Source organism: Veillonella sp. CHU594 (assembly GCF_003992265.1).
Taxonomy (GTDB): domain Bacteria; phylum Bacillota; class Negativicutes; order Veillonellales; family Veillonellaceae; genus F0422.
In genome coordinates this window covers 43,633-70,619 of the sequence record NZ_RQVB01000003.1, presented here as the reverse complement: position 1 = coordinate 70,619, position 26,987 = coordinate 43,633, and the positions used below count along the sequence as shown (strand labels likewise).

Annotated in this window: 21 protein-coding genes and 2 riboswitches; of the genes, 3 read left to right on the top strand and 18 right to left on the bottom strand. The window is 38.5% G+C overall.

Annotated elements, in window-relative coordinates; all coding sequences use genetic code 11:
* Positions 1–36: 36 nt before the first annotated feature.
* Complete coding sequence (locus EO111_RS02030; protein WP_127010398.1) at positions 37–2,853, bottom strand: FAD-binding and (Fe-S)-binding domain-containing protein; 2,817 nt, start codon at positions 2,851–2,853, stop codon at positions 37–39.
* 225 nt (positions 2,854–3,078) lie between these two features.
* Here EO111_RS02030 and EO111_RS02025 point away from each other — a divergent pair, with 225 nt between their 5' ends.
* Entirely contained in the window at positions 3,079–3,573 is a 495-nt protein-coding gene (locus tag EO111_RS02025) for an S-adenosylmethionine decarboxylase family protein (RefSeq protein ID WP_062402869.1), read from the top strand.
* A 141-nt stretch (positions 3,574–3,714) separates the two neighbouring features.
* Here EO111_RS02025 and EO111_RS02020 read toward each other — a convergent pair whose 3' ends face one another.
* Genes EO111_RS02020 through EO111_RS02010 form a run of 3 tightly spaced genes read right to left on the bottom strand, consistent with a single transcriptional unit; the run spans position 3,715 to position 8,154 of the window.
* Positions 3,715–4,194: a dCMP deaminase family protein gene (locus EO111_RS02020; protein ID WP_009354146.1), complete on the bottom strand. Its 480-nt coding sequence runs from the start codon at positions 4,192–4,194 to the stop codon at positions 3,715–3,717.
* Between the two features lie 12 nt (positions 4,195–4,206).
* Positions 4,207–6,675, bottom strand: coding sequence for a leucine--tRNA ligase (gene leuS / locus EO111_RS02015; protein ID WP_126940267.1), 2,469 nt, complete (start codon positions 6,673–6,675; stop codon positions 4,207–4,209).
* Positions 6,676–6,726: 51 nt separating this feature from the next.
* Positions 6,727–8,154, bottom strand: a complete 1,428-nt coding sequence (locus EO111_RS02010; protein WP_127010396.1) for a glycosyl hydrolase family 18 protein — start codon at positions 8,152–8,154, stop codon at positions 6,727–6,729.
* 138 nt (positions 8,155–8,292) lie between these two features.
* On the opposite strand from EO111_RS02010, the gene lgt reads away from it, so the two are divergent.
* On the top strand, positions 8,293–9,105 hold the full coding sequence (gene lgt / locus EO111_RS02005; RefSeq protein WP_127010394.1) for a prolipoprotein diacylglyceryl transferase: 813 nt from the start codon (positions 8,293–8,295) through the stop codon (positions 9,103–9,105).
* Positions 9,106–9,289: 184 nt separating this feature from the next.
* Here the strand turns inward: lgt and trmFO are convergent, their stop codons facing one another.
* The 13 genes from trmFO to thiD form a co-directional block, all read right to left on the bottom strand.
* The gene (trmFO, locus tag EO111_RS02000; protein ID WP_127010392.1) at positions 9,290–10,609 is read right to left on the bottom strand and encodes a methylenetetrahydrofolate--tRNA-(uracil(54)-C(5))-methyltransferase (FADH(2)-oxidizing) TrmFO; all 1,320 of its coding nucleotides are present in this window, start codon (positions 10,607–10,609) and stop codon (positions 9,290–9,292) included.
* Positions 10,606–12,855 (bottom strand): type I DNA topoisomerase, encoded by a 2,250-nt coding sequence (gene topA / locus EO111_RS01995; RefSeq protein ID WP_371413117.1) that lies wholly within the window; start codon positions 12,853–12,855, stop codon positions 10,606–10,608. Before topA ends, trmFO begins: the two co-directional genes overlap by 4 nt.
* A gap of 13 nt (positions 12,856–12,868) precedes the next feature.
* Positions 12,869–13,972, bottom strand: a complete 1,104-nt coding sequence (gene dprA / locus EO111_RS01990) for a DNA-processing protein DprA (RefSeq protein ID WP_127010390.1) — start codon at positions 13,970–13,972, stop codon at positions 12,869–12,871.
* Entirely contained in the window at positions 13,973–15,544 is a 1,572-nt protein-coding gene (locus EO111_RS01985; RefSeq protein ID WP_127010387.1) for a YifB family Mg chelatase-like AAA ATPase, read from the bottom strand.
* Positions 15,545–15,559: 15 nt separating this feature from the next.
* Positions 15,560–15,916 carry a YraN family protein gene (locus tag EO111_RS01980; RefSeq protein WP_127010385.1) on the bottom strand — a complete coding sequence of 119 codons (357 nt, stop codon included), beginning with the start codon at positions 15,914–15,916 and terminating at the stop codon, positions 15,560–15,562.
* A 264-nt stretch (positions 15,917–16,180) separates the two neighbouring features.
* Positions 16,181–16,984 (bottom strand): ribonuclease HII, encoded by an 804-nt coding sequence (locus EO111_RS01975; protein WP_127010707.1) that lies wholly within the window; start codon positions 16,982–16,984, stop codon positions 16,181–16,183.
* Positions 16,971–17,864, bottom strand: coding sequence for a ribosome biogenesis GTPase YlqF (ylqF, locus tag EO111_RS01970; RefSeq protein WP_127010383.1), 894 nt, complete (start codon positions 17,862–17,864; stop codon positions 16,971–16,973). Before ylqF ends, EO111_RS01975 begins: the two co-directional genes overlap by 14 nt.
* A 250-nt stretch (positions 17,865–18,114) precedes the next feature.
* A complete protein-coding gene (gene rplS / locus EO111_RS01965; RefSeq protein ID WP_009354025.1) occupies positions 18,115–18,456 on the bottom strand; it encodes a 50S ribosomal protein L19 in 342 nt (113 codons plus the stop codon).
* Between the two features lie 122 nt (positions 18,457–18,578).
* Positions 18,579–19,478 (bottom strand): zinc metalloprotease HtpX, encoded by a 900-nt coding sequence (locus EO111_RS01960; protein ID WP_127010381.1) that lies wholly within the window; start codon positions 19,476–19,478, stop codon positions 18,579–18,581.
* A gap of 6 nt (positions 19,479–19,484) precedes the next feature.
* Positions 19,485–21,518: a glycine--tRNA ligase subunit beta gene (glyS, locus tag EO111_RS01955; protein WP_127010379.1), complete on the bottom strand. Its 2,034-nt coding sequence runs from the start codon at positions 21,516–21,518 to the stop codon at positions 19,485–19,487.
* A gap of 1 nt (position 21,519) precedes the next feature.
* Positions 21,520–22,395 carry a glycine--tRNA ligase subunit alpha gene (glyQ, locus tag EO111_RS01950; protein ID WP_009354040.1) on the bottom strand — a complete coding sequence of 292 codons (876 nt, stop codon included), beginning with the start codon at positions 22,393–22,395 and terminating at the stop codon, positions 21,520–21,522.
* A gap of 378 nt (positions 22,396–22,773) precedes the next feature.
* Positions 22,774–23,445 (bottom strand): thiamine phosphate synthase, encoded by a 672-nt coding sequence (gene thiE, locus EO111_RS01945; protein WP_206168929.1) that lies wholly within the window; start codon positions 23,443–23,445, stop codon positions 22,774–22,776.
* 94 nt (positions 23,446–23,539) lie between these two features.
* Positions 23,540–24,346, bottom strand: a complete 807-nt coding sequence (thiD, locus tag EO111_RS01940) for a bifunctional hydroxymethylpyrimidine kinase/phosphomethylpyrimidine kinase (protein WP_127010377.1) — start codon at positions 24,344–24,346, stop codon at positions 23,540–23,542.
* 66 nt (positions 24,347–24,412) lie between these two features.
* A riboswitch (TPP riboswitch) is annotated at positions 24,413–24,509 on the bottom strand.
* Positions 24,510–24,689: 180 nt separating this feature from the next.
* Positions 24,690–24,797: riboswitch (TPP riboswitch) on the top strand.
* A gap of 143 nt (positions 24,798–24,940) precedes the next feature.
* Here thiD and cytX point away from each other — a divergent pair.
* A complete protein-coding gene (cytX, locus tag EO111_RS01935) occupies positions 24,941–26,134 on the top strand; it encodes a putative hydroxymethylpyrimidine transporter CytX (protein WP_127010376.1) in 1,194 nt (397 codons plus the stop codon).
* 132 nt (positions 26,135–26,266) lie between these two features.
* Here the strand turns inward: cytX and EO111_RS01930 are convergent, their stop codons facing one another.
* A complete protein-coding gene (locus EO111_RS01930) occupies positions 26,267–26,959 on the bottom strand; it encodes a DNA repair protein RecO (RefSeq protein WP_127010374.1) in 693 nt (230 codons plus the stop codon).
* Between the last annotated feature and the right edge of the window lie 28 nt (positions 26,960–26,987).

Sequence of the window (26,987 nt, the reverse complement as noted above, 5' to 3'; positions counted from 1 at the left end):
GCTTTTCTTTTCATGTTGTATGAATATATTACACAGTTATTTAGAACATGCATCTAATAGGTAAGCAATACCGATGAATGGAATACCTGCACGTTCGCCTAAGCCGATTTCACATGTGGAGCTAGAGCTTACTCCTAATGTAGCCCCGTACTCTTTCACTTCATCTCCTAAATCCCGTGTAGCGGAATGGTTCAATTCTGGTGTAAAGAAACCTTTTTGCCCTGCGAAACCACAACATGTAAAGGATTTAATATTGAATACTTCATCAGTACATGCACGTGCAAGCAGTTCAATGTATTTTTCTTTGCCAGCTTTTTTGATTTTACATTGTTTGTGAACAATAACACGCTCTTTACACTTCACAATATCTAATTTAGGAACAATATGTGTGTATAAGAACTCAGATACATCAAGGATTGTTACAGATTTAATATGTTTGAAAGCATGGGAGAAACATGCAGAATGGTCAATCACAACTGGATATACACCACCACAGCTTGCTTCTAATAAAGCATTTTCTAAATCGCGTAATGCACGTTTATCAATGTCTTCATAGTTTTCAAAGCTCAAACCACAACATAAGTTTTCAATATGACGTGGATAAATGACATTATAACCTGCTTTTTTACATAAGTTTTCCATCACTTGTTGCAAGCTACGAGTATCTTTTTGACCTTGATTTGGTTTGAAAGCACGATTTGCACAAGTACTGAAATACACAACATTATCATTGCCTACTGTGTTACGTTGATTTTTCAAGGTATGGCGGTTAGCTTTTGGCAATGTAGTTGGTGCATATGGTGTCACACCTGTTAGTTCGTGAGCCCCTTTTGTGATTTTAGAGATTAACTTATTGGTAATCACTTTACCTGCTGCACCACCTAAGGTAACCCCCATGCGAGCTGCTGCCAAGGTAGCTGGGAAATTGTCATAAATCGCTTCTGCAATACCATGACCTTTTGCTGTTACTTTACGAACAGATAATGCAATTTGCGCTGTATCAATGCCTAATGGACATAACATGGAACACATAGAACATGCTGCGCATGTATCAACACCATAGTATTGATAACCTTCAGATAATGCATCTGCTTCTGCATGTTTACCTTCTTGACGAAGACGTGTTTCTTCACGTACCAAGGAAATACGTTGACGTGGTGTTAATGTTAAGTTTTTAGATGGACAGTTCTTTTCACAGAAACCACATTCAATACACATATTGAACAATGGATCAATAGCCGCCATCGCTTTCAAGTTCTTTTTATATACATCTGGATCATCTGTAATGATAACATCTGGATTGATTAAGTAATTAGGATCAAATAATTCTTTGATACGGCGGTTAACTTGGTAAGCTTTCACACCCCACTCTAACTCAACGAATGGAGCTACCATACGACCTGTACCATGCTCTGCTTTAATACTACCTTCTACAGCTGCTACTTGTTCTGCCATTTCTTTCACAAGTCCACTAAAATTATCACGTTCTCTTGGATCATTCAAGTCTGGAGTAATGATAAAATGAACATTGCCACTTAAAGCATGTCCAAAGATAATACCATTATCCATAAAATCATATTTACGGAATAACTCTGTAATGATACCGATGCCTTTAACAAAATCTTCAATTTTAAAACATACATCTTCTGTAATTACCGTAGAACCAGATTTACGTTGTCCTGCTGCAATTGGCAACAACCCTTTACGAATATACCACCAAGAATTATATTCTTCCGGATTCGTAGAGTATAAGCTAGGAATAATAGTTGGAATATCTTTTAATTGTTCTTTAATATATTCCACTTGTTCTTCTAATTCTTGCTCATTATTACTTTCAGATTGGAATAGAATACAGCTAGTACCCTCTGGCACTCCACGTACGAAGTCCGGTACTTGTTCTAATTTTTGTACACTCTTAAGACTGAGGTAGTCCATCATTTCCGCAGATACTACATATTGACGTCCCATATTCGCTAAGGTTACAACTGCGCGAGACGCATCGGATAGCTCTTTATAGAACACAAGACCACAAGCCTTGAATTTCTTATCTTCTACTGTATTATATACCACTTCTGATACGAACCCTAATGTACCTTCAGAACCAATAAAAATATGATTTAAAATATCTACAATATCTTCAAAATCTACTAACGTATTAATCGAATAACCTGTAGTATTTTTAATTTTAAATTTACGTTGGATTAATTCTACTAATTCAGGATCATCAAAAATCCATTGACGAAGGTCTAATAAGCCTTTCACAAGGTCAGCACGAGAGGTCATGAAAGCTTGTACACTAGCTGGATCGCTAGTATCTAAAATTGTACCATCCACTAATACGACCCGTACAGATTTCACCGTTTGATAAGAGTTTTCTACAGTACCGCAGCACATACCTGAAGAGTTATTATTGAAAATCCCCCCTACTAAAGCACTTGCAATAGTAGCTGGATCTGGGCCAATTTTGCGTCCATAAGGAGCTAACTTTTCATTCGCATCGGCCCCAATAACGCCACAATCGCAACGTAATGCTTTGCCTCCGTCTAATACTTCCATTCGTTTAAAGCCATCATTCGCCACCACTAATACATGTTCACTAGAGCATTGTCCAGATAAAGATGTACCTGCTGCTCTAAAAGTCACTGGTGTACCATATTGATTTGCTAAAGCTAAAATACGAATCACTTCTGATTCATTATTAACTTTCACCACTACTTGTGGTACATACGAATAACAAGAAGCATCTACACCATAAGCATAGCGGTGTAAAAAATCTGTAAATACTCGATCAGGGCATACGGCCTGTGCTTCCGTAGAAAAAGAAGCAAAATCGTAACGTAACGGTGCTTTCATAATAGGACCTCCTAGCATTACTATATGTAGTATGATTTACAAATTTGAACGACTCGTTCAAAGGGGCATAGCTCTCTATGTCTTACCTATAGCTTACCATAGGAGTAGAGTTTCGTAAATTCTATAATTAACTTTTATAATCATAACTATTACAAAAAAGTATAACAAATTTACAAAATCAAAAATATTTTATATAATAGACTATGAATGAAAGTAGGTGAAAACATGCACGTTTTAGGTGAACACGTTTTAATTGATTTATATTCATGTATTGATGAAAAAATAGAATCTCCTGCTGTCTTACAAGATGCTATTGTAAATGCCTTAGCAATTACAAATCAATGTGTTGAGGAAATCGATTGCCAAATTTTAGAAGATGAAATCTTCTTGGTAGCCGTATCCCATCACTGCCATGTAATTCTTCATGCATATCCACAATTAGGCTATGTAGCAGCAGATGTATATACATTTGAAAAATCTGTAGAACCAAAAGTAATTATGAAAGAATTACAACGATCTGTGGGTTCTGAAAAAGTAAAGGCTACTAGCATCCGTCGTGGTGACTTCGGTAATGAAAGAGACATGAAGCCTCGTAAACAGTCTTCTCTAACTGCTATGGGTAGAGTTACACGAACTCGTACACGGTTGACAAAAACTGGCAAAAATATTACTTCTAAAAGTGTAAAAGCCATCAAAAAAGTAATGGGTAACAACAAATAAATATCGAACATACAAACGGCTAGCCCTTAATGGAAACTAGCCGTTCTTTTGTTCGATATTATACTATTCCAACATAAAAGGCTGAACTTAGGAATATATCCTCAAGTTCAGCCTTATTATATACAGATGTAGCCTTTACAATTATAGTTGTAAAGATAATTGTCTACCACTTGGTTCATAAGCCGTAATAGTTACTCCGGCAGTTTGAAACAATCGTTTTGATGCTTGCACTTCTCGTGTATCTTTGTAATCATCGCGCCAATAGATAACTTCTTTAATACCACTTTGAATGATGGCTTTTGCACATTCATTACAAGGAAATAAAGTGACATATATTTTACTTCCTTCTAGTGAACCACCACGATAATTTAAAATCGCATTCAGTTCACTATGAACGATATAAAAATATTTATTATCTTCTTCTCGATTACGATTCCAAGAGAAATCATCATCATCACAACCTAAGGGCATACCATTATAACCGATAGATAAAATTTTATTATCATCGCTCACAATACAAGCCCCTACTTGTGTATTGGGATCTTTGGAGCGTTGCCCTGCTAACATAGCAACACCCATAAAATATTCATCCCAGCTAATATAGTCCTTACGTTTTTCCATAGGAACCTCGTTTTATTTGACTACAATATTAATTAATTTTTTAGGCACTACAATCACTTTCACAACAGTTTTACCCTCTGTAAACTCTTGTACACGTGGTAATGCTTTCGCAGCTGCTTCTAATTCTTCTTTAGATAATGAAACAGATACTGTCAATTTATCACGCACTTTACCATTCACTTGAACTGCCACTTCTACCTCATCTACCACTAGAGCAGATTCTTCATAAGTAGGCCAAGATGCAGCATGCACGGAGCCTTCAAATCCACATTCATGCCAGATTTCTTCAGTAATATGCGGTACAAATGGTGCTAGCAATAACGTTAACTTTTCAACTAGTTCTTTTGCTAAATCACTTTGCACAGATTCATGGCTATCTTTAAATTGGTACATAGCATTTACCAACTCCATAACAGTACTGATGGCAGTGTTAAAATTGAATTTACCATCTAAGTCTTCTGTTACTTTTTTGATAGCACGATGTAATTCACGGCGTAATGCTGTTTCATCTTTGGACAAGCTATCATGATGTCCTGATGTACCTAATTGTTGGTATGTATCGATAATGCGCCATACACGACCTAAGAAACGATAGGAACCTTCTACCCCTTGGTCGCTCCAGTCCAAATCACGATCTACTGGTGCTGCGAATAAGATGAATAAACGAGCTGTATCTGCACCGTATTTGGCAATGATTTCTTCTGGAGATACTACATTGCCTTTAGATTTAGACATTTTAGAACCTTCTTTTAATACCATGCCTTGTGTTAATAAGGCTTTGAAAGGCTCATCCACTTCTACTAAACCGATATCATGTAGTACTTTCACAAAGAAACGTGCATATAATAAGTGCAAGATCGCATGTTCAATACCGCCAATGTATTGGTCTACATTCATCCAGTATTTCGCAATTTCTTTATTAAACACTTCTTTGTCATTACGAGCATCTGTATAGCGCAAGAAATACCAAGAAGAATCGATAAATGTATCCATGGTATCAATTTCACGTCGAGCAGGACCACCGCAGCAAGGGCATGTTGTGTTTAGGAAGTTTTCAGATGTGGCTAATGGAGAGATAGCACCGCCGTCAAAGGATACATCTTCTGGAAGTTTTACCGGCAATTGATCTTCTGGAACTAATTGCTCTCCACATTTTTCACAGTATACAACTGGAATAGGGCAACCCCAATAGCGTTGACGAGAAATCAACCAGTCACGAAGACGGAAGTTTACAGTTTTACGACCTGTACCTTGTTCAGTGAAGTAATCACCTAATGCTTGACGCGCTTCTTCAGAAGTTTTGCCATTAAAGTCGCCGGAGTTCACCAATATACCATCTTCAGTGAATGCTGTATCTAAGGAAGCAAAATCCAAATCTTGTGCTGTATTTTGGATGACCCAATTCACAGGTAAATTATATTTTTTTGCAAACGCATAGTCTCTTTCATCATGAGCTGGAACACCCATAACAGCGCCTGTACCATAGTCTGCTAGTACATAGTTAGCAATCCAAATAGGCACTTCTTTACCTGTTATAGGATGTGTCGCATAAGAACCTGTGAACATACCTACTTTTTCTGCCTCTGTAGAAGTACGCTCAATATCACTTTGGTTACGCAATGTTTCAATGAACGCCTCTAGCTCTACTTTATTAGAAGCATCCTGAATCAATTCTTTTACATATGGATGTTCTGGAGCTAATACTACATAAGATACGCCAAATAAAGTATCTACACGAGTAGTATAGACTTCAAAGGATTTATCAATTTTAGGAACATAAAAAGCAAATTGTGTACCTTCACTGCGACCGATCCAGTTACGTTGCATCGCTTTTACACGGTCAGGCCATTGGTCCAATGTATCTAAATCGTCTAGCAAACGATCTGCATAGTCTGTAATTTTAAAGAACCATTGTTTTAAGTCTTTTTTCACTACATCATTATCACAGCGCCAGCATTTGCCATCAATAACTTGTTCGTTAGCTAATACTGTATGGTCATGTTCACACCAGTTTACTTTTGCTTCTTTTTTATAGGCCAAGCCTTTTTTATAAAATTGTTGGAATATCCATTGTGTCCAACGATAGTAATCTTCTTTACAAGTCGCAACTTCACGGCCCCAATCATAGGATAAACCCAACTCTTTTTGCTGACGTGTCATGTTGGCAATATTATCTAATGTCCAATCTTTAGGAGATACACCATTTTTAATAGCTGCATTTTCCGCAGGCATACCAAATGCATCCCACCCCATTGGATGTAATACATTAAATCCACGCATTTTTTTGAAACGTGCCACTACATCACCAATCGAATAGTTACGCACATGTCCCATATGTAAGTTACCAGATGGGTATGGGAACATTTCTAACACATAATATTTTTCTTTACTTGGGTCATACTCTGTTTTAAATACCCCAGACTCTTCCCAATATGTTTGCCATTTTTTTTCAATGTCTTGTGCCACGTATTTTTCGTACATGCTATGCCTCCTCAATTGTATGTATTAATACTCCTAAGTATACTCCAAATCTTAGTCTTTAGGCAAAGACTTTTTTTCTTTTGTAACCTTTACAACACCTGTTTCATCAGAGTGTTTATGAGGTTTCTTAAACTTTAACACAATTTCTTTACCGTCTTTAGAAATCTTTGTCACTTCTGAAGTATCTGTATGTTTAGATTTTTTCTTCTTATCTTTCTTTTTCTCTTGTTTTTTTACTTCTTTTTTATGATCTTTTTTATCTGAATCCGCTTTCCCTTTTTCAGTGCTATTTGTAGTAGCACTATCTAGAGCAAAACTCAACACTGGCCATACATCGGAAGCTTCAAAACCTTTACGCCAAGCCGCTACTCCTGCAAGTTGGAATTCTTTTACAAGGCCCACTTTATAGCTTAAAGACTGCGGATCTTCAAACCAGATTTTTGTGAGTGTTCCCTCATATGGTTTCTTTTCATCATAGATACCATAGACGCCATTTTTATTCGTTAATGTTAAATAATTACCTTTTAAACGATCATCCCAACGCAACGCATCTCTGTATTCACGTTCTAAATCTAGAGCCTTGGTCATAGCAAGGGTTTTACTTTTTGCTTTTCCTTCCCAAGAACCTTTCACTGGTACAGACCATTCACGCATATAAAATGGAATACCCAGTACGAGTTTTGATGCTGGCACTTCTGAAAGCATTTGCTCTGTATGCTTTCTCACCCATGGATAAGAGGCGACTGGTCCCGCTGTAACACTGGATGCCCACGTTTCATCGTATGCCATAAGCACCACATAATCCACTGCATCAGCATAGGCCTTACGGTCATACACTAAGGACCAGTTTTCACTATTGGAATATCCCGTTACATCAATAGAGCTATGGATATTATACGTTCGTAATCCTTTCGCTAAAAAATCTACAAACTTAGTTAGCTGTGCTTTATCTTTATAGTGGACATTTTCAAAATCAAAATTATATCCATCATAACCATACTCTGTAGCATAATTAATAAGCCCTTGTTTATATCGTTCCCACATCGATTCATTCGCAAGGATTTTACTAGTCATGTCTGGATCGAATTGGTTTGTGATTAAAGGCCATACACGATATCCTTTTTCTTTATAACTATTCACGTAGTCATGAGATAGCTTAGGACTAACTTTTAGACCGGACGTTGTCAATTCAAACCAACTTGGAGACATGATTGACGTGCCATTCTGTACATACTTTGTATCATAGGCCGTTTCTGATACTATGGGATCAAATACCATGGTAATAGGCAATGTAACTTCTTGTTTCTCTGGGACATGTAACATAGGACCTACGTATTGTGTAGGTGCTACTGCTGTTGTTGTATTGGAAAGTGCTGGAAAAGGAATATGGATTGTTGCCTCTGCCACTGGATAAGAAGCAAACAAACTAAATGCCGATATTCCTAGCACCATATGTTTCATAAATTGTAAGTGTTTCATAAGCGCTCCTTTTAACCTTTATATTATATCACATTCATCCTATATATTGGGAACACTATACTATTTCTCTAAAATTTATGGTACACTACAAAAGTAGGAATATTAAAAATATATGTAATAGAAATATTAGGAGGTACTATGTATCAATATTTATTTTTTATCGGAGGCTTTCCTATAAGAGCCTACGGTTTACTTCTCGCTTTAGGTATTATTAGTGCTGCCATTGTAGGCTACTTCATTATGAAAAAAGATGGCCGGGGATGGGAAAAATATATAGTAGATTTCACCATTACTGTTGCTATAGCTGGTATCATCGGTGCTCGACTATGGGATGTGTTTTTCTTTGACTGGGGATACTATCACAATCATTTATTGGAAATTCCATACGTATGGCAAGGTGGTATGGCTATCCAAGGCGGCGTATTGTTAGGTGCTATTGCTGGAATTTATTATTTAAAAAAACAACATGTTGACCCTTGGGCATTTGCTGATTTATTTGCACCAGCCCTTATGGTAGGTCAATCTGTGGGACGTATGGCGAATGTCATGAATGGTGATGCCTTTGGTCACCCTACTGGGGGAAACTTTGGTATTCTCTATCCAGAAACTACCTTGGCATACCGCACTTATGGTAATCAACCATTATGGCCTGCTGAAATATGGGAAGGTCAAGTAGATATTATTTTGTTTGTTATCTTACTATTGGCTAACGTGTTCCCTCATAAAAAAGGGCAAATTTTCTGTTTATATGCATTCTTGTATTCCGGCTTACGATTCTTCTTAGAATTCCTACGTGGAGATTATGTAAACTTAACATTAGGCTTTAAATCTGCGCAAGTTACAAGCTTAATTGTCATGGCTGTATCCTTTGGCATCTGGCTATACCTTCATTATAAAGGAACAGCAGATACACATATATTCTCTACAGAGAAAGGCAAAAAAGGAAAATAATAATTCATTAGTTTCAACACAAAATGATGCCTATAAAATCAAACTAATAACAAATATAAAGAGGAAAGGATTGCACATAGCAAATCCTTTCCTCTTTTTCTTATCTATAAAATTTCAAATATTATAAAATTCTCTTGCCTTTGTATATGTAAAGCACTATATCTGTCAAGTACAAAACTATTCATTAAGACAGTAACTCTTCTGCTACAATTAATGCCTCTAATTCTTCTAAAGCACGTTGCGCAATTAATGCATTTTTTTCTTTTTTCTTACGCACTTTAGCGCCCCAAGGTTCCATGATACCGAAATTGACATTCATTGGTTGGAAATTAGAACCTTCATAGGCACTAATATAATGACTTAACCCACCAAGAGCCGTTGTTTTAGGGAATGTAACAAATTCTTTACCATGCAACATACGCGCCACTTGAATAGCTACCATCATACCTGCAGCTGCTGATTCTAGATACCCTTCCACACCTGTCATTTGACCAGCAAAAAACAATCGTGTATTAGATTGTAGTTGGAATGCTTGGTTCAACAGTTCTGGAGAGTTAATATACGTGTTACGATGCATGACGCCATAGCGAATAAATTCAGCATTCTCTAACCCTGGAATCATTTGGAATACTCGTTTTTGTTCGCCCCATTTTAAATGCGTTTGAAAGCCTACTAAGTTGTACATAGTGGCTTCTTTATTTTCCTTACGCAACTGCACTACTGCATGCCACTCAATATTGTTCCGTGGATCTACAAGACCAACCGGTTTCAAAGGCCCATAGCGCAATGTATCTACCCCTCGAGATGCCATAATTTCTACAGGCATACATCCTTCAAAATAAATTTCTTTTTCAAAATCTTTTGGTTGTACTACATCGGCTGTAGTTAACGCTTCATAGAAAGCATCATATTCTTCTTTCGTCATAGGGCAGTTTAAATAATCTGCATCCCCTTTATCATACCGTGAGGCTGCAAATACTTTATCGTAATTCAAAGACTCTGCTGTTACAATCGGCGCTGCCGCATCATAGAAATAAAAATCTTTAGAACCAGTCAACTCTTTAATCTTAGTCCCTAATGCTTCTGATGTGAGTGGACCACTTGCAAAAATAACAATACCTTCTGTTGGAATCTCTGTCACTTCTTCATGAATCACGGTGATTAAAGGGTGTTCTTTAATACGTTCTGTGACCCTTTTGCTAAAAGCATGACGATCTACGGCCAAGGCACCACCTGCTGGAACTTGAGTAGCATCGGCAGATTCCATGATTAAAGAGTCTAAACGACGCATTTCTTCTTTCAAAAGCCCCACTGCATTTTCTATCGTATTCGCACGCAAAGAGTTAGAACATACTAACTCTGCAAATTGATCTGTATGGTGAGCCGGTGAAGACACTTTGGGACGCATTTCATATAAGTGCACAGGGATACCACGCTTAGCCAGTTGATAGGCTGCCTCAGAGCCAGCAAGACCAGCTCCAATAATAGTTACAAAATCTTTCATTCTTTATCTTCTTTCTTTGTTCTAGGTTTACGTTTTGGCCTTGTTTCACAGTCAGGATTGGAACAAAACTCTTTCTTATTGCCATTTTTATATACTTTTTCAACCATTAAGCTACCACAAACGGGACAAGTTTTATCAATAGGTTTATCCCACATTGTAAAATCACAAGATGGATACCCTTCACAACCATAAAAGACACGACCTCTCTTGGATTTACGTTCTAAAATCTCATGAGATTTACATTTAGGACATGTCACTCCCGTGCTAACTGTAATGGACTTAATATTTCGACAATCTGGAAAGTTAGAACATGCTAAATATTTACCATAAGGTCCTAGTTTATAGACCATATCATGTCCACATTTTTCACAAAGGATACCACTCTTTTCTGCCTCCAGTTCTATCTTCTCAGCCGATTCAGCTGTGTATAATTCCTTCTCAAAACTATCATAAAATGAATGGATAACAGCTTCGTAGAAGTTAGTCCCTTGTGCAATATGGTCTAAATCTTCCTCCATAGAGGCAGTAAATTTCGTATTAATGAACTTTTCAAAATGAGTTGTTAAAAATTCCACCACGGCAAATCCTAAATCAGTAGGAATAAATTGTTTATCCTTACGCTCCACATAATTCCGTTTTAAGATCGTATCAATAGTAGCTGCATACGTACTTGGCCGACCAATTCCCTGTTCTTCTAATACTTTGATAAGACCTGCCTCAGAATAACGGCTTGGAGGTTGCGTAAAATGCTGTATACCATCCATAGAGATAGGCATAATAGCTTGCCCTTCCTCTAGGGCTGGCAGTATATGGTCATCCTCTTTTTTAGCGTCTTCATAGACTTCTGTAAAACCTTTAAATAATACACGATTCCCTGAAGACTTCAATGTATACTCATCTACATGAAATTGCATAGTTATAGTTTCACTTTTCTGTGGAGCCATTTGACTCGCTAAAAATCGATTCCAAATCAAGGTATATAATTTTAACTCATCACTAGATAGATAGGACGCTACCGCTTTAGGTGGTAATTCCAACATGGTAGGACGAATCGCTTCATGCGCATCTTGAGCATTCGCCTTCGCTCCAAATACATTTGGTTTACTCGGATAAAACTCCTTCCCAAAGGTCTTGAGAATATAGGCTTTAGCCGCTTCTTGCATTTCCTTTGATACCCGAGTGGAATCTGTACGCATATAGGTAATTAAACCTACATGACCATAGCCCCCAATTTCTTTACCTTCATATAAATGTTGTGCTGCAGACATAATGCGTTTTGCATTCATATTCAGTTTGCGTACACCTTCTTGTTGCATCGTTGACGTCGTAAATGGAGCTGGTGCTTTGCGACTACGTTGTTTTGATTGTACAGAACTAACTACACTTTCACGGTCACGAATAACACGTAACACTTCATTACTTTCTATCTCATTAGAAATCGTTAGCTTTTCATCACCTTTGTGTGTCACTACCACATCAAATTGTTCATTCTTAGCTGTTTGATACACGCCTTCAATAGTCCAATATTCTTCTGGAATAAATGCTTGAATTTCTCGTTCCCGATCGCAGATAATGCGTACCGCTACAGATTGAACACGTCCAGCACTAAGTCCTTTGCAAATCTTTTTCCACAGCAAAGGGCTTAATTTATAACCTACAATACGGTCCAATACACGACGAGCCTGTTGAGCATCCACCATATGCATATCAATCGGTCTAGGTGTTGCCATCGCCTCTTGAATAGCATGCTTGGTAATCTCATTGAAAGTCACTCGACATGGTGTAGTACCATCTATATTTAAAATATGTGCTAAATGCCAAGAGATGGCTTCTCCTTCACGGTCAGGGTCAGTTGCCAGATACACAGCCTTCGCCTTATCTGCTTCTTTGCGCAAATCTTCAATAACAGCCTTTCTACCTGGTACATTCAAATATCTAGGTAAAAAACCATTAGTTATAGATACACCCATTTGCATTTTAGGTAAATCCCTTAAATGGCCCATGCTAGCTTTTACCACATAATCATCACCTAAAAATTTTTCAATGGTCTTTGACTTTGCTGGTGATTCCACGATGATTAAAGTTTTTCCATCTTTTTTGAAAGTCCGTTTATGCTCTATTTCAATCGGTTCCGGACGCATGACCAAAGGTCTAGACTCTGGTGCTTTGGCGCTTGATTTGACAGCTTCTTTTGTATCTTTGTCTTTTTTCTTCTCCCCTGTAACGAAGGATCTAGTAATGGCCAAAAATCTTCCTCCTCTAAGTATGTAGCACGTACCCCTGCGGGGTATGTGTAATCATTTGTTTTAGCTCTAATTGTAACAGCAATGTATGAAGATTTGATAAAGACAATTGCGTGGTATGTACAAGTTCTTCAATCGTTGTATTTCCACCAGGATTCATGGCCTTCAACACACTTTGTTCTTCTTCATTCACTATGTTTACTTTATTACTATCCATGTTACTATACTTTGCGACTTTTTGCCAACCATATTCACGCAATACTTGTTCAGGATCTGTTAATACCGTAGCTCCTTGTTGAATAAGCCAATGATTTCCATCACAAGTATGCGTCAATACATTACCAGGTATGGTAAATACATCTCTCCCTTCATTAATCGCCATATCAGCAGTAATCAAAGATCCGCTACTAGCTTTTGCTTCCACAACAATAGTGCCTCTCGTCATACCGCTGATAATTCGATTTCGAGAAGGAAAGTGATGACTCTTTGCTTGCATGTGCGGTCCATATTCTGATAATAGCAATCCATCTTTTTCTAAAATTTCTAAAAATAAATTTCGGTTTGTTCTTGGATAGGTTACATTTAAACCGCAGCCCATAACAGCAATCGTTGGAGTTTGTCCTTGCAAGGCCCCTTCATGGCTAGCACGATCGATTCCCATGGCGCCTCCACTAACAACAATAATGCCTAAATTAGATAAAGCCCGTCCAAAGTGTCTAGCTACTTGTACACCATAGGTAGAGCACTTTCTAGCGCCTACCATCGCCAAAGAACGATCCATATGTTGCAACACTTCTATATTTCCACGTCCATACAACACTCGGGGACTATTATAAATTTCTAATAAAGATTTTGGATAGTATGGAGATTCCCAAGTAATCACTTCCATATGATAACGCTCTAAATCTTCTTCTAATTGTAATAGAAAGCTTTCATTGATAGGACGGCGAATTTCATCAAATAATTCATATTTACAACCCAATGATGGTTCCACATTGTGATATAACACATGATGCCAAGCTTCTTTGGCACTTTCGTAATAGGTAAACAAATTACCTAAGCTTGCATTTCCTAATCCTACTACATGTTGGAGAGCACTCGCATAAATTTCATCTTTCATTTATAATCCCTCCTGTACTTGCCGATAACTCAAAGCTTCTGCCACATGGTCTGTTAAAATCTCCTCAGATTCTGCTAAATCAGCGATTGTTCTTGCCACTTTGATAATGCGGTCATAGCTACGTAAACTCAAATGTAATGTAGTAAAAGCTGAATCTAGCAATTCTTTAGCTTGCTTAGAAAGTTTCACATACATTTCTATATCACTATGACTTAAATGTGAGTTCACCCCAATATTCGTTCCTTTATATCTTTCAGCTTGCATAGATCTAGCACGGATAACACGGCTACGTACTTGCTCTGTACTAACTTCATCCTTAGGGGCATATATCTCTGTTAAAGTAGGTCTTTCTACGGGTACTACTAGATCCATTCTATCCAAAATAGGTCCTGATAACACTCGTTGGTATCTTTGAATTTGCGTAGCTGTACAAGTACATCGATGATCTTCTTCCGTTCCAAACCATCCACATGGACATGGATTCATAGCCATGACAACAATACAATCACTGGGATAGGTAGTTGCCATTCCGATGCGTGCAATATGTACTTGTCGTTCTTCTAAGGGCTGTCTCAGAACCTCTATGACGGGCCTACGAAATTCTGGTGCTTCATCCAAAAATAAAACGCCTTTATGTGCCAAGGTAATTTCTCCTGGTTTTGGCGGTTGTCCTCCTCCCGCCATAGCCACTAATGTACTCGTATGATGAGGACTGCGAAATGGTCGTTGTTCCATTAATCGGCCACTTTTTAATAAACCCATTACACTATAAATGCGGCTTACCTCTAGTTGCTCCTCCCGTGAAAGAGGAGGCAATAAAAACGGCAATCGTTTAGCTAACATGGTTTTTCCCGAACCTGGAGGTCCTGTCATCAGTAAATGATGACCACCAGCAGCAGATATTTCTAAGGCCCGTTTTGCCATTACTTGCCCTTTTACATCTTGTAAATCTAGTATTTCCGCACTATATTTTGATGGCACTATAGCTATCTGCGCACATAGATTTTCTTTCTTTTCAGAATCTTCTAATACTTCCACCACTTCAGCTAATGTAGATAATCCATATACAGGTATAGAGGACCCACTAATAGCCTCTTCATGATTTCCTATAGGCACTATAATATCTTCTACCTTAGAAAGATAACTATTGTCATTCCCTAACTCCTGATTTGTCACTCCCATCACCATAGATAACATTCCCATCACTGGTTGTAAAGAACCATCTAACGATAATTCTCCTATAAATATATGGTGATTCCAATGTATAGACTCCTTTTTCTTATGTTTTCCCGATTCTTGAGCAGCTAAAATTCCCATGGCAATAGCTAAATCTAAAGAAGACCCATCTTTACGAATATGGGCAGGTGCTAGATTGACCACAATTCTCTTCATAGGAAACTCAAAGCCCCCATTCTTGATAGCCGATCGTACTCTCTCTTTTGCCTCTTTCACAGAGGTCGCTGGTAAGCCAACAATATCAAAGCTTGGTAGACCTGGGCTAATATCTACTTCTACAGTCACCACATATCCATCAATACCACTCACACATACTCCATAGGTTTTTGCATACATGATACTCCTCCCATCTTATAAATGACACGCTTTTATATGCCGTAATTCAGAATCTCCCACTTGAGGCACATATACTTCTATGACATCAAATCGTATAGATTCATACTCTATATCACGGGTAGCCAAAAACATAGATATAACATGACGTATATGTTGTTTCTTTTTCCAATGCACTGCCTCGCAGGGCATCCCATAGGTTTGGGTCCGTCTCGTTTTCACCTCAACCACAATGAGCATATTTTCTTTTTTAGCAATAATATCTACTTCACCAAATCGATAGCGTATATTTCGTTCCAACACATCATAGCCTTGGCTTTTTAAATAGTTGGTAGCTAGGTCTTCACCGTATCTTCCTAATTCAATGTGGTTCATAGGCACCTCCTTAGTTCTACATTACTTTCATTACAAAAGAATGTAAACCGTACAACCCACACTGTTAGGAGGGTACTCTACTAAGAGTGTTATAATCCATATACAATTATCGATATGCAAAAAAGCATCCTCATAGAATACTCTATAAGAATGCTTTTATAAGTAATATAATATTATAACTATTTTCAAACAATGAAATTGCTATAGGCAGAGATATCTTTATAGCTATCCTAAGCATGTATAACCTAAACGATATACTAATACTTAGATTTCTTCTACAGGCTTACCTGCCACAATCGATTTGATAGGTTCAAAACTATGACGATGTAATGGTGTAATGCCAAGGTCTTTTATGGCCTGCTTATGTACATCTGTATAATATCCTTTATGGATCGCAAACCCAAATCCTGGATACTCTTCGTCCATAGATTCCATGAAGCGGTCCCGTGTTACCTTTGCTACAATGGAAGCAGCCGCAATAGATGCACTTTTAGAGTCTCCCTTAATCAAAGATTCTACAGGTATCGTTAAATCTGGTAATTTCATCGCATCCGATAATACAGCCTCTGCTTGTACTGGTAAATTACGAATCGCCTCATACATAGCTTGTCGTGTAGCTTCATAAATATTGAGTGTATCAATGACTTCTGCCTCATATGACACACAGTGCACCGCTACTGCTACCTCCATGATTTGTTCAAATAAGGCATCTCGTTTTTCTGGACTCAGTTTTTTAGAGTCATTCAGGCCTACTAGTTTGCAATGAGGTGGTAAAATAACAGCTGCTACTGTCACAGGACCTGCAATAGGACCTCTACCCACTTCATCTACACCAGCCACTAAAAATTTTCCTTCTTCATAAAAACTTTCTTCATAGGTGTACATGGCTTCCAAACGCTGTTGCTCTTCTAAGACTTTTTTCTGCTTTCGTAAATACACACCAGCTGCGTGTTTCACGGATTCACGAGAATCTTCTAATGCCCATTGTACATAATCAAAAGGGCATTCACCTTGCAGTAGATTTTTAATATCTTTAACTTTAAGTTCCTGAAACTCACTCTTCGTCAACATAGTACGGCTCCTCATCGACGCCATCAAAGGTAATGTATCCCAATTTGTTATTTCTGTAATCCGTCAAAATCACACGGCGCACCTTGTCATAATCCACGACGCCACCGCTTACCAAACAACCACGACGACGACCAATAGCCTCTAACATGGTATCTACGGATGTACGCTCTTCTTCCGTCAATTTATAACGCTCATGCAATAATGTCGGTTCATACTCTTCTAAATATGCCAACAACTGCTTAATAACAGAATCTAAATCATACACATCGTCGGAAATAGCTCCTGTCATCGCTAACCGAGCTGCTGCTCGTTGGTCTTCAAACTTAGGCCATAATACACCTGGCGTATCTAATAATTCTAGATTTTTACCTACTTTCACCCATTGTTGACCCCGAGTATGACCCGGTTTATTGGCAGTTCTTGTCGCTGCAGAACCAGCTAGTTTATTAATTAATGTAGATTTACCTACATTGGGTATCCCTAGAATCATAGTGCGCACAGTACGACCTTTAATTCCTTTTTTTAGCCATCTATCGATAATGGGCTGTGCTAAGGATTCTACAGTTTTCACGAGTTGCTTATTTCCTTTGCCATTTTTAGAATCAATAGCAATAGCATGAATACCTTCATTTTTGAAAAATTCAATCCATTCTTTTGTAGCTTTTGGATTTGCCAAATCGCATTTATTTAAAATCACTACATGTGGCTTATCGCCTATCAACTCGCGAATAACTGGATTCGCACTACTGCGAGGAATACGTGCATCTAGTAATTCGATAACCACATCAACTTTCTTTTTATGTTCCGTAATCATGCGAGTGGCTTTTGCCATATGACCTGGGAACCACTGCACGATCGGAAAAATTTCTTGACTCATACTTCACCTATTCGTCTATTATCTATATCATATGCTCATTTTACGGTTATTTTTTTCTGCTAATTTAATATCTTTTATGACATACTACTATCAAACTATCTACATTTTATGAAAGTATATAAAATTGACTATCAAGTAGCAAACTCTCATCTAGGATTTCATAACTAATATGCCCTACTATTTAGCAGTTTCTAAAGGAAATAAAAAAAGGCTAGCCATAGACTTACGTCTCATGGCTAACCCTTTTAAATTAGCGTTTTTCGCGAATACGAGCAGCTTTACCAGTAAGGTTACGTAAGTAGTACAATTTAGCACGACGAACGATACCGCGACGAGTTACTTCGATTTTTGCTAGACGTGGGCTGTGAAGTGGGAATACACGTTCAACACCAACGCCAGAAGCGATACGACGAACTGTGAAAGTTTCACGAACGGAACCACCTTGACGGTTGATTACTAAACCTTCGAAAACCTGAATACGTTCACGGCTACCTTCCACAACTTTTACGTGTACTTTTACAGTATCACCAGCGCGGAACTCAGGAATGTCAGAGCGAAGCTGTTCTTTTTCTAATACATCAATAATATTCACGATTTTTTCCTCCTATTTTGCAGACGTTCATTACTTACACCTTATAAGCAGAGGACCATCTCAAATTAACAGTACTATTCTATCATAAATAAAAGTTTTTATGCAAGAGGGAAATGTAAAATTTATTTTATCTTCCCCTCTACATATTGTCGCAATCGTTCGATACGTTTTTCTGTAGCTGGATGTGTGCTATAGAGTTTGCTAATGAGCCCACTTTCACCAGTTTCAACTGTATAGTTGCGTAAGGTAACTAATGCATTATGTAATTCAGCGCCTAAGCCGATTTCATAAGCATATTTATCTGCCCGATATTCGGCTCGTCTACCTGTGAATAAGTCAATAATGATCAAAGGCGCTTTAATAACCCACTGCATGAAAAGTATCTGCAATACCACGCAAAGGTAGAAGATTTGCACAATGAATGTAATTATCGGTAGTCGCAAATATTGAATCCATAATATGACACGCGCAAATAGTTCGTACACACGAATGCACATTTGTCCCAAATAGTTCATATAGAAACAAGAAAATCCGTAGGCCCCATCTTTATGATGAATATGTCCCATTTCGTGAGCCACTATGCCCAATAATTCATCATATGGCAACTGTATGATAGCCCCCGTATTAATACAAATTCGATTATGCCCCATTGCAAAAGCATTGATAGAATCATCATTTTTGATAAACCAGTCGAATTGCGACATATCGATACCAGTATGGTTTTGTATATCCTTCTGAATCATCTGTAGAATCTCTACTTCTTGCCCTATAGGACGACGTCCCCCATAGAGCCACATGGTAATGCGATGAAACCAAGGAATTTGCGCTAGTGCCGCCACAAGTAACACAGATGTACCTGCTACGGCATAGCTAATATTTTCCAGGTTAATACGCACATGAAAGAGGTCCATCGCTTTCATCAGAAAAGGATGATCAATAGGACCAAAGATAACTTGGTACATGTACAGAATACTGCCAATGATAAATACATTCGCAAAAAATGTGAGTACTGTAATAATCATAAGATTTTATTTCAATTTACCTAAGTTACTTACTTCGTAAGTCATACGTAATAATTGAAGACGATTTTGCTTCACTGTTTCGTCTTTATCCATAACCATAACATGTTCAAAGAATGTTTCAATATATGGCACCAAGGATTCTGCCAAGCTTACAGCTTTCACATAGTCCCCAGCTTCTAAGGCATTACGATTTGTTGTATATACCGGCAATGCCGCTTTGTACAAGGCTTGTTCAGAATCTTCTTTTAACAAGGATTCGTCAACGCCTGTGAAAGTCACATCTTTTACCATATTAAAAATACGTGTGTAAGCCTGCATTAATGGTTCGTTTTCATCAATACGGTTTGCTGTTAAGGCTTGTCCCAAACCTTCTGCTAAAGCAACTGTGACAGTCTCTTGGCTCAATACAATATCCACTACTTGGTATGGCATGCCTTGTTCTAGCAAGATATTTTTCAAGCGAAGGATGAAGAAGTTTTCTAATTGACCTAGTAATTCTTCTTGTTTTTCACTAGCCACGCCTAATAATTCCATTGCTTTCATCCAGATTGGACGCATGGATAAAGACCATTTACTATCCATCAAAATGTTGATGATACCAATCGTTTGACGGCGTAATGCATATGGATCTTGGGAACCTGTTGGAATTAAACCACGGCTGAACGTAGCTACAATGGTATCTACTTTATCAACGATACTCAAAATACGACCTGCATCGGTACTTGGTAAGATATCCCCTGCAAAACGAGGCAAGTATTGTTCAAAAATTGCTTCCCCTACAGCTGGAGTTTCACCATCTAGTAGAGCATATTCTTTACCCATAATACCTTGTAATTCAGTAAATTCGCTCACCATACCTGTCGTTAAGTCGGTTTTAGCAAGATGTGTAGCGCGTTCTAAAGTAACTGTATCTGTAAAGCCTACTTCTTGTGCTAAGGCAGCACCTAATGTTAAGAGACGTTCTGTTTTATCTTTTAAATTGCCCAAACCTTCTTGGAAGACAATTTTTGTCAATGCTTCATAACGACCAGCTAATGGCGTTTTACGGTCTTCATTAAAGAAGAATTTCGCATCGTCTAAACGAGCACGAAGTACACGTTCATTACCAGCTGCTACCACTTCTAGAGATTTGCTATCCCCATTGCGAACAGTTAAGAACATAGGAAGTAATGTTCCTTTGCCATCCACCATTGGGAAATAGCGTTGATGGTCTTTCATTGGTGTAATAATACAGTCTGATGGTAACGCTAAATAGCTTTCATCAAAAGTACCACAAAGTGCTGTTGGATATTCTACTAAGAATGTAACTTCGTCTAATAAATCTTCATCCCACACCACAGTAGCCCCTTTAGTGGCTGCTAATTCTGTTAATTGTTTACGGATCGTCTCACGGCGAACGTCTTGGTCGATCATAATAAAGTTCTTAGTTAATGTATCCACATAGTCTTTTGGTTCTGTAATAGTCAATTCAGACTCACCAAGGAAACGATGTCCACGGCTTACATTTGTACTTGTTACATTGGCAAATATCACCGGCACTACGTCTTGTCCAAATAATGCCACCAACCAACGTACTGGACGAACGAACCGTTCTTCTAAATCGCCCCAATGCATGGATTTAGGGAAACTTAAACCTGTAATCAAGGATGGTAATACGTCAGATAAGACTTCTTTTGTATCTAAACCAGCTGTTGTTGTGTCCGCAAAGATGTAACCATCTACTACTTTTAATTCAGATACATCTAATCCTTTACCACGAGCAAAACCGATGGCTGCTTTTGTAGCATTGCCGTCAGCATCATAAGCAATGGATACAGATGGACCTTTATGTGTTTCATGAACATCTTCACCACGTTCTGCTACGTCATTGATGAGTAATGCAACACGGCGAGGTGTGGCATAGACTTTTACAGCGCCATGTGGAATGTGACGCTCTGCCAATGCAGCTGTTGCTAATTCACCTAATTGTTTAATAATATTTGGCAAAAATCCTGCAGGAATTTCTTCTGCCCCAATTTCAAAGAGTAAATCCTTAGCCATCTTATTTATCTCCTTTCAACAATGGGAAACCAAGTTCTTCTCGTTTCGCCAAATAGTTTTGTGCACAAATACGAGCCATGTTACGAACACGACCGATGAAAGCTGTTCTTTCAGAAATAGAAATGGCACCACGTGCATCTAGCAAGTTGAATGTGTGAGAACATTTCAACACATAATCGTAAGCCGGCAACACGAAACCTAATTGACATACACGTGTCGCCTCTGCTTCGTACATATCGAACAATTTGAATAACATATCTGTATCTGCTAATTCAAAGCTGTACGTAGATTGTTCTACTTCGTTCGCATGCCATACATCGCCGTATGTATATTGTTCGTTCCATTGCAAATCGTATACATTTTCTACGCCTTGAATGTACATAGCCAAACGTTCTAAGCCGTATGTAATTTCTACGGACACTGGTTTTACATCGATAGATCCCACTTGTTGGAAGTACGTAAACTGCGTTACTTCCATGCCGTCTAACCAGACTTCCCAACCAAGGCCCCAAGCGCCCAATGTTGGAGACTCCCAGTTATCCTCTACGAAACGGATATCGTGATCTTCTGCATGAATGCCAAGAGCAGCCAAACTTTGCAAGTATAATTCTTGAATATTGTCTGGAGAAGGTTTAATAATCACTTGGAATTGATGATGTTGAAATAAACGGTTCGGATTGTCACCATAACGGCCATCCGCAGGACGACGGGATGGTTCTACATAACATACAGACCATGGTTCTGGTCCCAATGCATGTAAGAACGTAGCAGGGTTCATAGTACCCGCCCCTTTTTCAATGTCATATGGTTGTTGCAAAATGCAACCTTGTTCACCCCAGAAGTTTTGGAGTGTAAAAATCATCTCTTGAAATGTCATTTCCATTCCTCCTTATGTTTTACAGGGAATAAAAAAAGTCCCTGCAACGAAAATCGCTACAGGGACGAGATATACCCGCGGTTCCACCCTAATTGGCTAATGCCCTCTTTTAAAAAATAGCCTTTACTAATTGTCCATACCTAGTATGGTACAACGTTCCTGCCCATGCTCCACAGCGCCTTCTACTCATTTGTGAGCTTTCACCGTCCTCACTCGCTAACGGGAGTATACTCCTCTGCTTCATCACTTATGTATATATACTATTGTATGGATAAAAGGGATTAGTGTCAAGGTGTATCCGCTGAATTACTGATGTAAGTTCTTAATTGCTTTTACTATCCCCCTGTACCACAAAGGTCTAGCAATATGTTCTGTATATTATTTTTCCAAGAACATCTTACACCATTCCATGTTCTCTATCCACATGGCCGTTTCATATTCGATGTCTTCCATTTCTGTGATAGCTGAGATTACCGCAATACCGTCCACTGGTTCCGCTAAGACATCATCAAAGTTATCTCGATTAATGCCACCAATAGCCACCATTGGAATTGTCGGGTTATGAGCACGTAAAGCTAAAATTAATTCGGGCCCTCGCACAGTTTTGGCATCTTTTTTTGTGCTTGTTTCGTACATAGGACCTACACCGATATAATCCACATAGTCCAACTTTGTATTCTCTAACTCTTCCACAGAATTAATGGACGTACCCACAATAGCGTGAGGCAATCGTTTGCGTACTTCGTCAAGGTCCATATCGTCTTGTCCCACATGGACGCCAGCAGCGCCTATCTTTTCAGCTAATTCTACATCATCATTAATGATGAAAGGAACTCCATATTCCTTACAAATGTGTTGCAACTCTCGTGCCAACTGTTCTTTTTCGTCACCTCCTAAAGCACCTTCTCCTTTTTCACGAAGTTGAAAGCAAGTAATACCCCCTTTACAAGCTTCTGTAAGGGTCTTGTGAATATCCTTCGTATTCGGTGTTCCACAAATGAAGTATAATCCCATCATGGAGCGCACTGTATCTATATCATGATGTTTCAAAATAATCCTCGTTTCTTTAATGCCAACTATAAAAGATCACTTATAGTATACCATGACACCAAGTATAGTCGATATGATATGGATCATACCTGTATTACTCAGAATATTCATCCCCATAGGCCATATGATTCACCGGTCCATTGCCTGTACCCAGCCCAGGGTTATGCAAAATAGCTAATCGGATATATTCTTTACCAATGGTAATCGCATCTTCCAAAGATTTTCCTTTAGCTAGTTCTGCTGTAATGACAGCGGAGAAAGTACAACCTGTGCCGTGTGTATGTACTGTGTCGTATTTAGGACTTGTCCAAGAGCGACGCATGGACATGGTATCTTTTATAAACAAGTAATCTGTGGCCTCATCTCCGATGTGACCACCTTTGATGATCACTGCTTGAGGACCTAATTCTTGTAAAATGCGAATCCCTGCTGTATGCAAAGCTTCTACCGTATCAATTTTCATATCTGCCAGTACTTCGGCTTCGCTACGGTTCGGTGTAATCAAGGTCGCTTTCGGAATCAATGTACTTTGTAAAGCTTTCACCGCCTCATCGGAAATCAATCGATCCCCGCTGGTGGCAATCATCACAGGGTCTAACACATAGGGTACCTTAGGATCTATATATGTCCCGATGAGTTCCATCATCTCTGCTGTGGCTAACATGCCAGTTTTCACTGCTTCCGGTACAATGTCTGTATACACCGATTGTAACTGTGCTTCAATCATGGATACATCCATATGGGCAATTTGCGTTACACCTCTTGTGTTTTGTGCCACTACGGATGTAATAACAGCCATCCCATAGACATGACGACTTTGAAAGCTTTTTAAGTCCGCCATCACCCCTGCACCGCCTGTTGGATCTGTTCCTGCAATTGTTAACGCTTTATGTAATTTCATAGGTATCTCCTTTACTAGTAACAAAAAAGAACCAATCCTAGGGACGGTTCTTATACAATATCTAGTATTCGATGCCATCCACTTTCCTCCGCCAGCATTATCTGGTTCAGGTCTAGGGTTTTGACACTCATCAATCTCAGCATAAGCACCCCTAGTGGTTCTTATATTAATTTAGTTATAACATGAAATATACTCTAATGCAATACAATAAATTACAGCTAAGCTACTTTCACTAGAAGATATTTCCTCTCAATATAGATATTCATATATCCTATATATTTCATATGATACATTACATTCACCTATATATTGCTATTGACGTAGTATCATTCAATTCGTATAATACATCTGTAAGGGGTGCTCACTAAAGTGGGCTGAGAAGTGGCTATGTGCTACTAACCCATAACCTGATTTGGATAATGCCAACGTAGGGATATATTAGTATATTTTTGTAGTACCTATACAAACACATAAGGACACATTACCACATGGTTCCTGTTTGCAATACTAGGTATCTCAAGAATATCTATCATCTACAGGCTAATCATTTTGGATTAGTCTTTTTTGTTCCCACTGGCATGGATAGGAGTATTCATGACTGATACACAACTTTCATCATCGCGGTTGTCCCTCATTTGGTTCGGCGCCGCTCTTTCCATTGCGGAAATTATGACGGGCACCTATTTTGCGCCCCTAGGATTTTCCGACGGCCTATTAGCCATCATCATCGGTCACGTCATCGGCTGCTTGTTATTATTTGGTGCAGGACTCATCGGTGCTCGTGAACAAATGAGTTCTATGCAAACTGTATCCACTGTCTTTGGCAATGGGGGCATGAAATTATTTTCTATTTTAAACGTTCTACAACTGATTGGTTGGACCGGTATTATGATTTATGACGGTGCTCTTGGTGCCGTAGAGTTATGGAATCTACCATTCACTGCGTGGACTTTCATTATCGGGGCCCTCATCATTGTATGGCTCTTCATCGGTATCCGTAACATGGGATACATCAACAGCATCATGGGCTACGGCTTAGGTATCCTCTGCATCTATTTGTTGATTAGCTTGTTACAAGAAAGTTCCATTCACAGCCAAGGAATCATCACTGATGAAATGACTTTCACAGCGGCCTTGGAATTATCCATCGCTATGCCGTTGTCTTGGCTACCATTGATTAGTGATTATACTCGATTATCCAAGAACCCTGTGGCAGGTACTGCATCTAGTGCCATCGTATACGGCGTAACTAGCTCTGTCATGTATGTATTAGGCCTCGCTGCGGCCCTCTATACAAATGAAAGCAACATTGCAAAGGTTCTACTTCATGCTGGTTTAGGATTTGGTGGGTTAATTATCATCGTATTCTCTACTGTCACAACTACTTTTATGGATGCCCTATCTGCAGGTATTTCCTCTGAAAGCTTGCAATCTAAATATTCTGGTCGTACCATTGGTATTATCGTTACCGTCATCGGCACCATCGGTGCATCCATCTATCCAATGGATAATATCATTCCTTTCTTATATATGATTGGATCCGTGTTTGCCCCAATGATTGCTATTTTATTAACTCACTATTTCTTATTACGTCATTGTCCACACCTTGACCATGGACCTAGTTTGTATATCATTTGTTGGGCATCTGGTACTTATATGTACCATCAATTCCTTGACAGCAACCCATTCTTAGGAGCTAGCCTATCTACTATCGTAGGAACAGCATTAGCAACCATTGCAACAGCCTATATCATTAGCCTAATTTCTAAAAAGAAAAAAGAAATATAACCGCTTACTATACTATTTAGTGCGTATATAAGCACTCATTATTTCATTATACATTTTACAATAACTTCACAAATCAAAACAGGAGCATTCCTTCTATGAAAGGTAGCTCCTGTTTTCATTTTAATATATTAATTATATCATCGTCTCTAAAAACTCAATGCTATGCAATGTATATCCTAGTTGATAGGTCAAAAGTTTCCGCAATAGAATTTCTAATTGATCCCATTGATTCGCAGTAAGACGTAGAGGCTTTGTAGGAATCCAATCATAGTTCAAAAGCATTGTTATACCTTGTTGTAGCTCTTGTTTCATTACATACTGACAGGCTTCATAGATTTCATCGCAAAGACTTGCCATTACCTCAGGGTCTTCACAATGTTGCCCTTGTGGCACAAATCCCGCCAGACTTAACATATGCCACCCCAGCACAATAGAACCTAAGCGAATGGGTTTATCCTGTATAGATTGTAAAAATCGGCTCATGTTCGTATATACACTGCGGTCTAATTTACCTTTTTCAAATAAAGCACTTACCAGTTCACCGCTAAAAGTAGCATAGGAAATATCTTCTAAACTTTCATAATCGCGTGTAGAAATCCCATCTATCTGGATAATATCGTACATGTCTCCGTTAGGTGCTACTGTCAAATATAAACGGCTTAAAGGTTGCAAATACGCTCCTTCTTTATAGTTAGCTTTACGTTTATGAGGAACAGAACAAAGTATAATGCCTTCTAACTTCGTGAGAAATGCATAGATACTATAGTATTTTCGTTTTTTACGCCACAGTACGATGGCTTCACTAGTAAACGTATTTGCTTTCATTTACAATTCCTCATACTTAACAGTATAT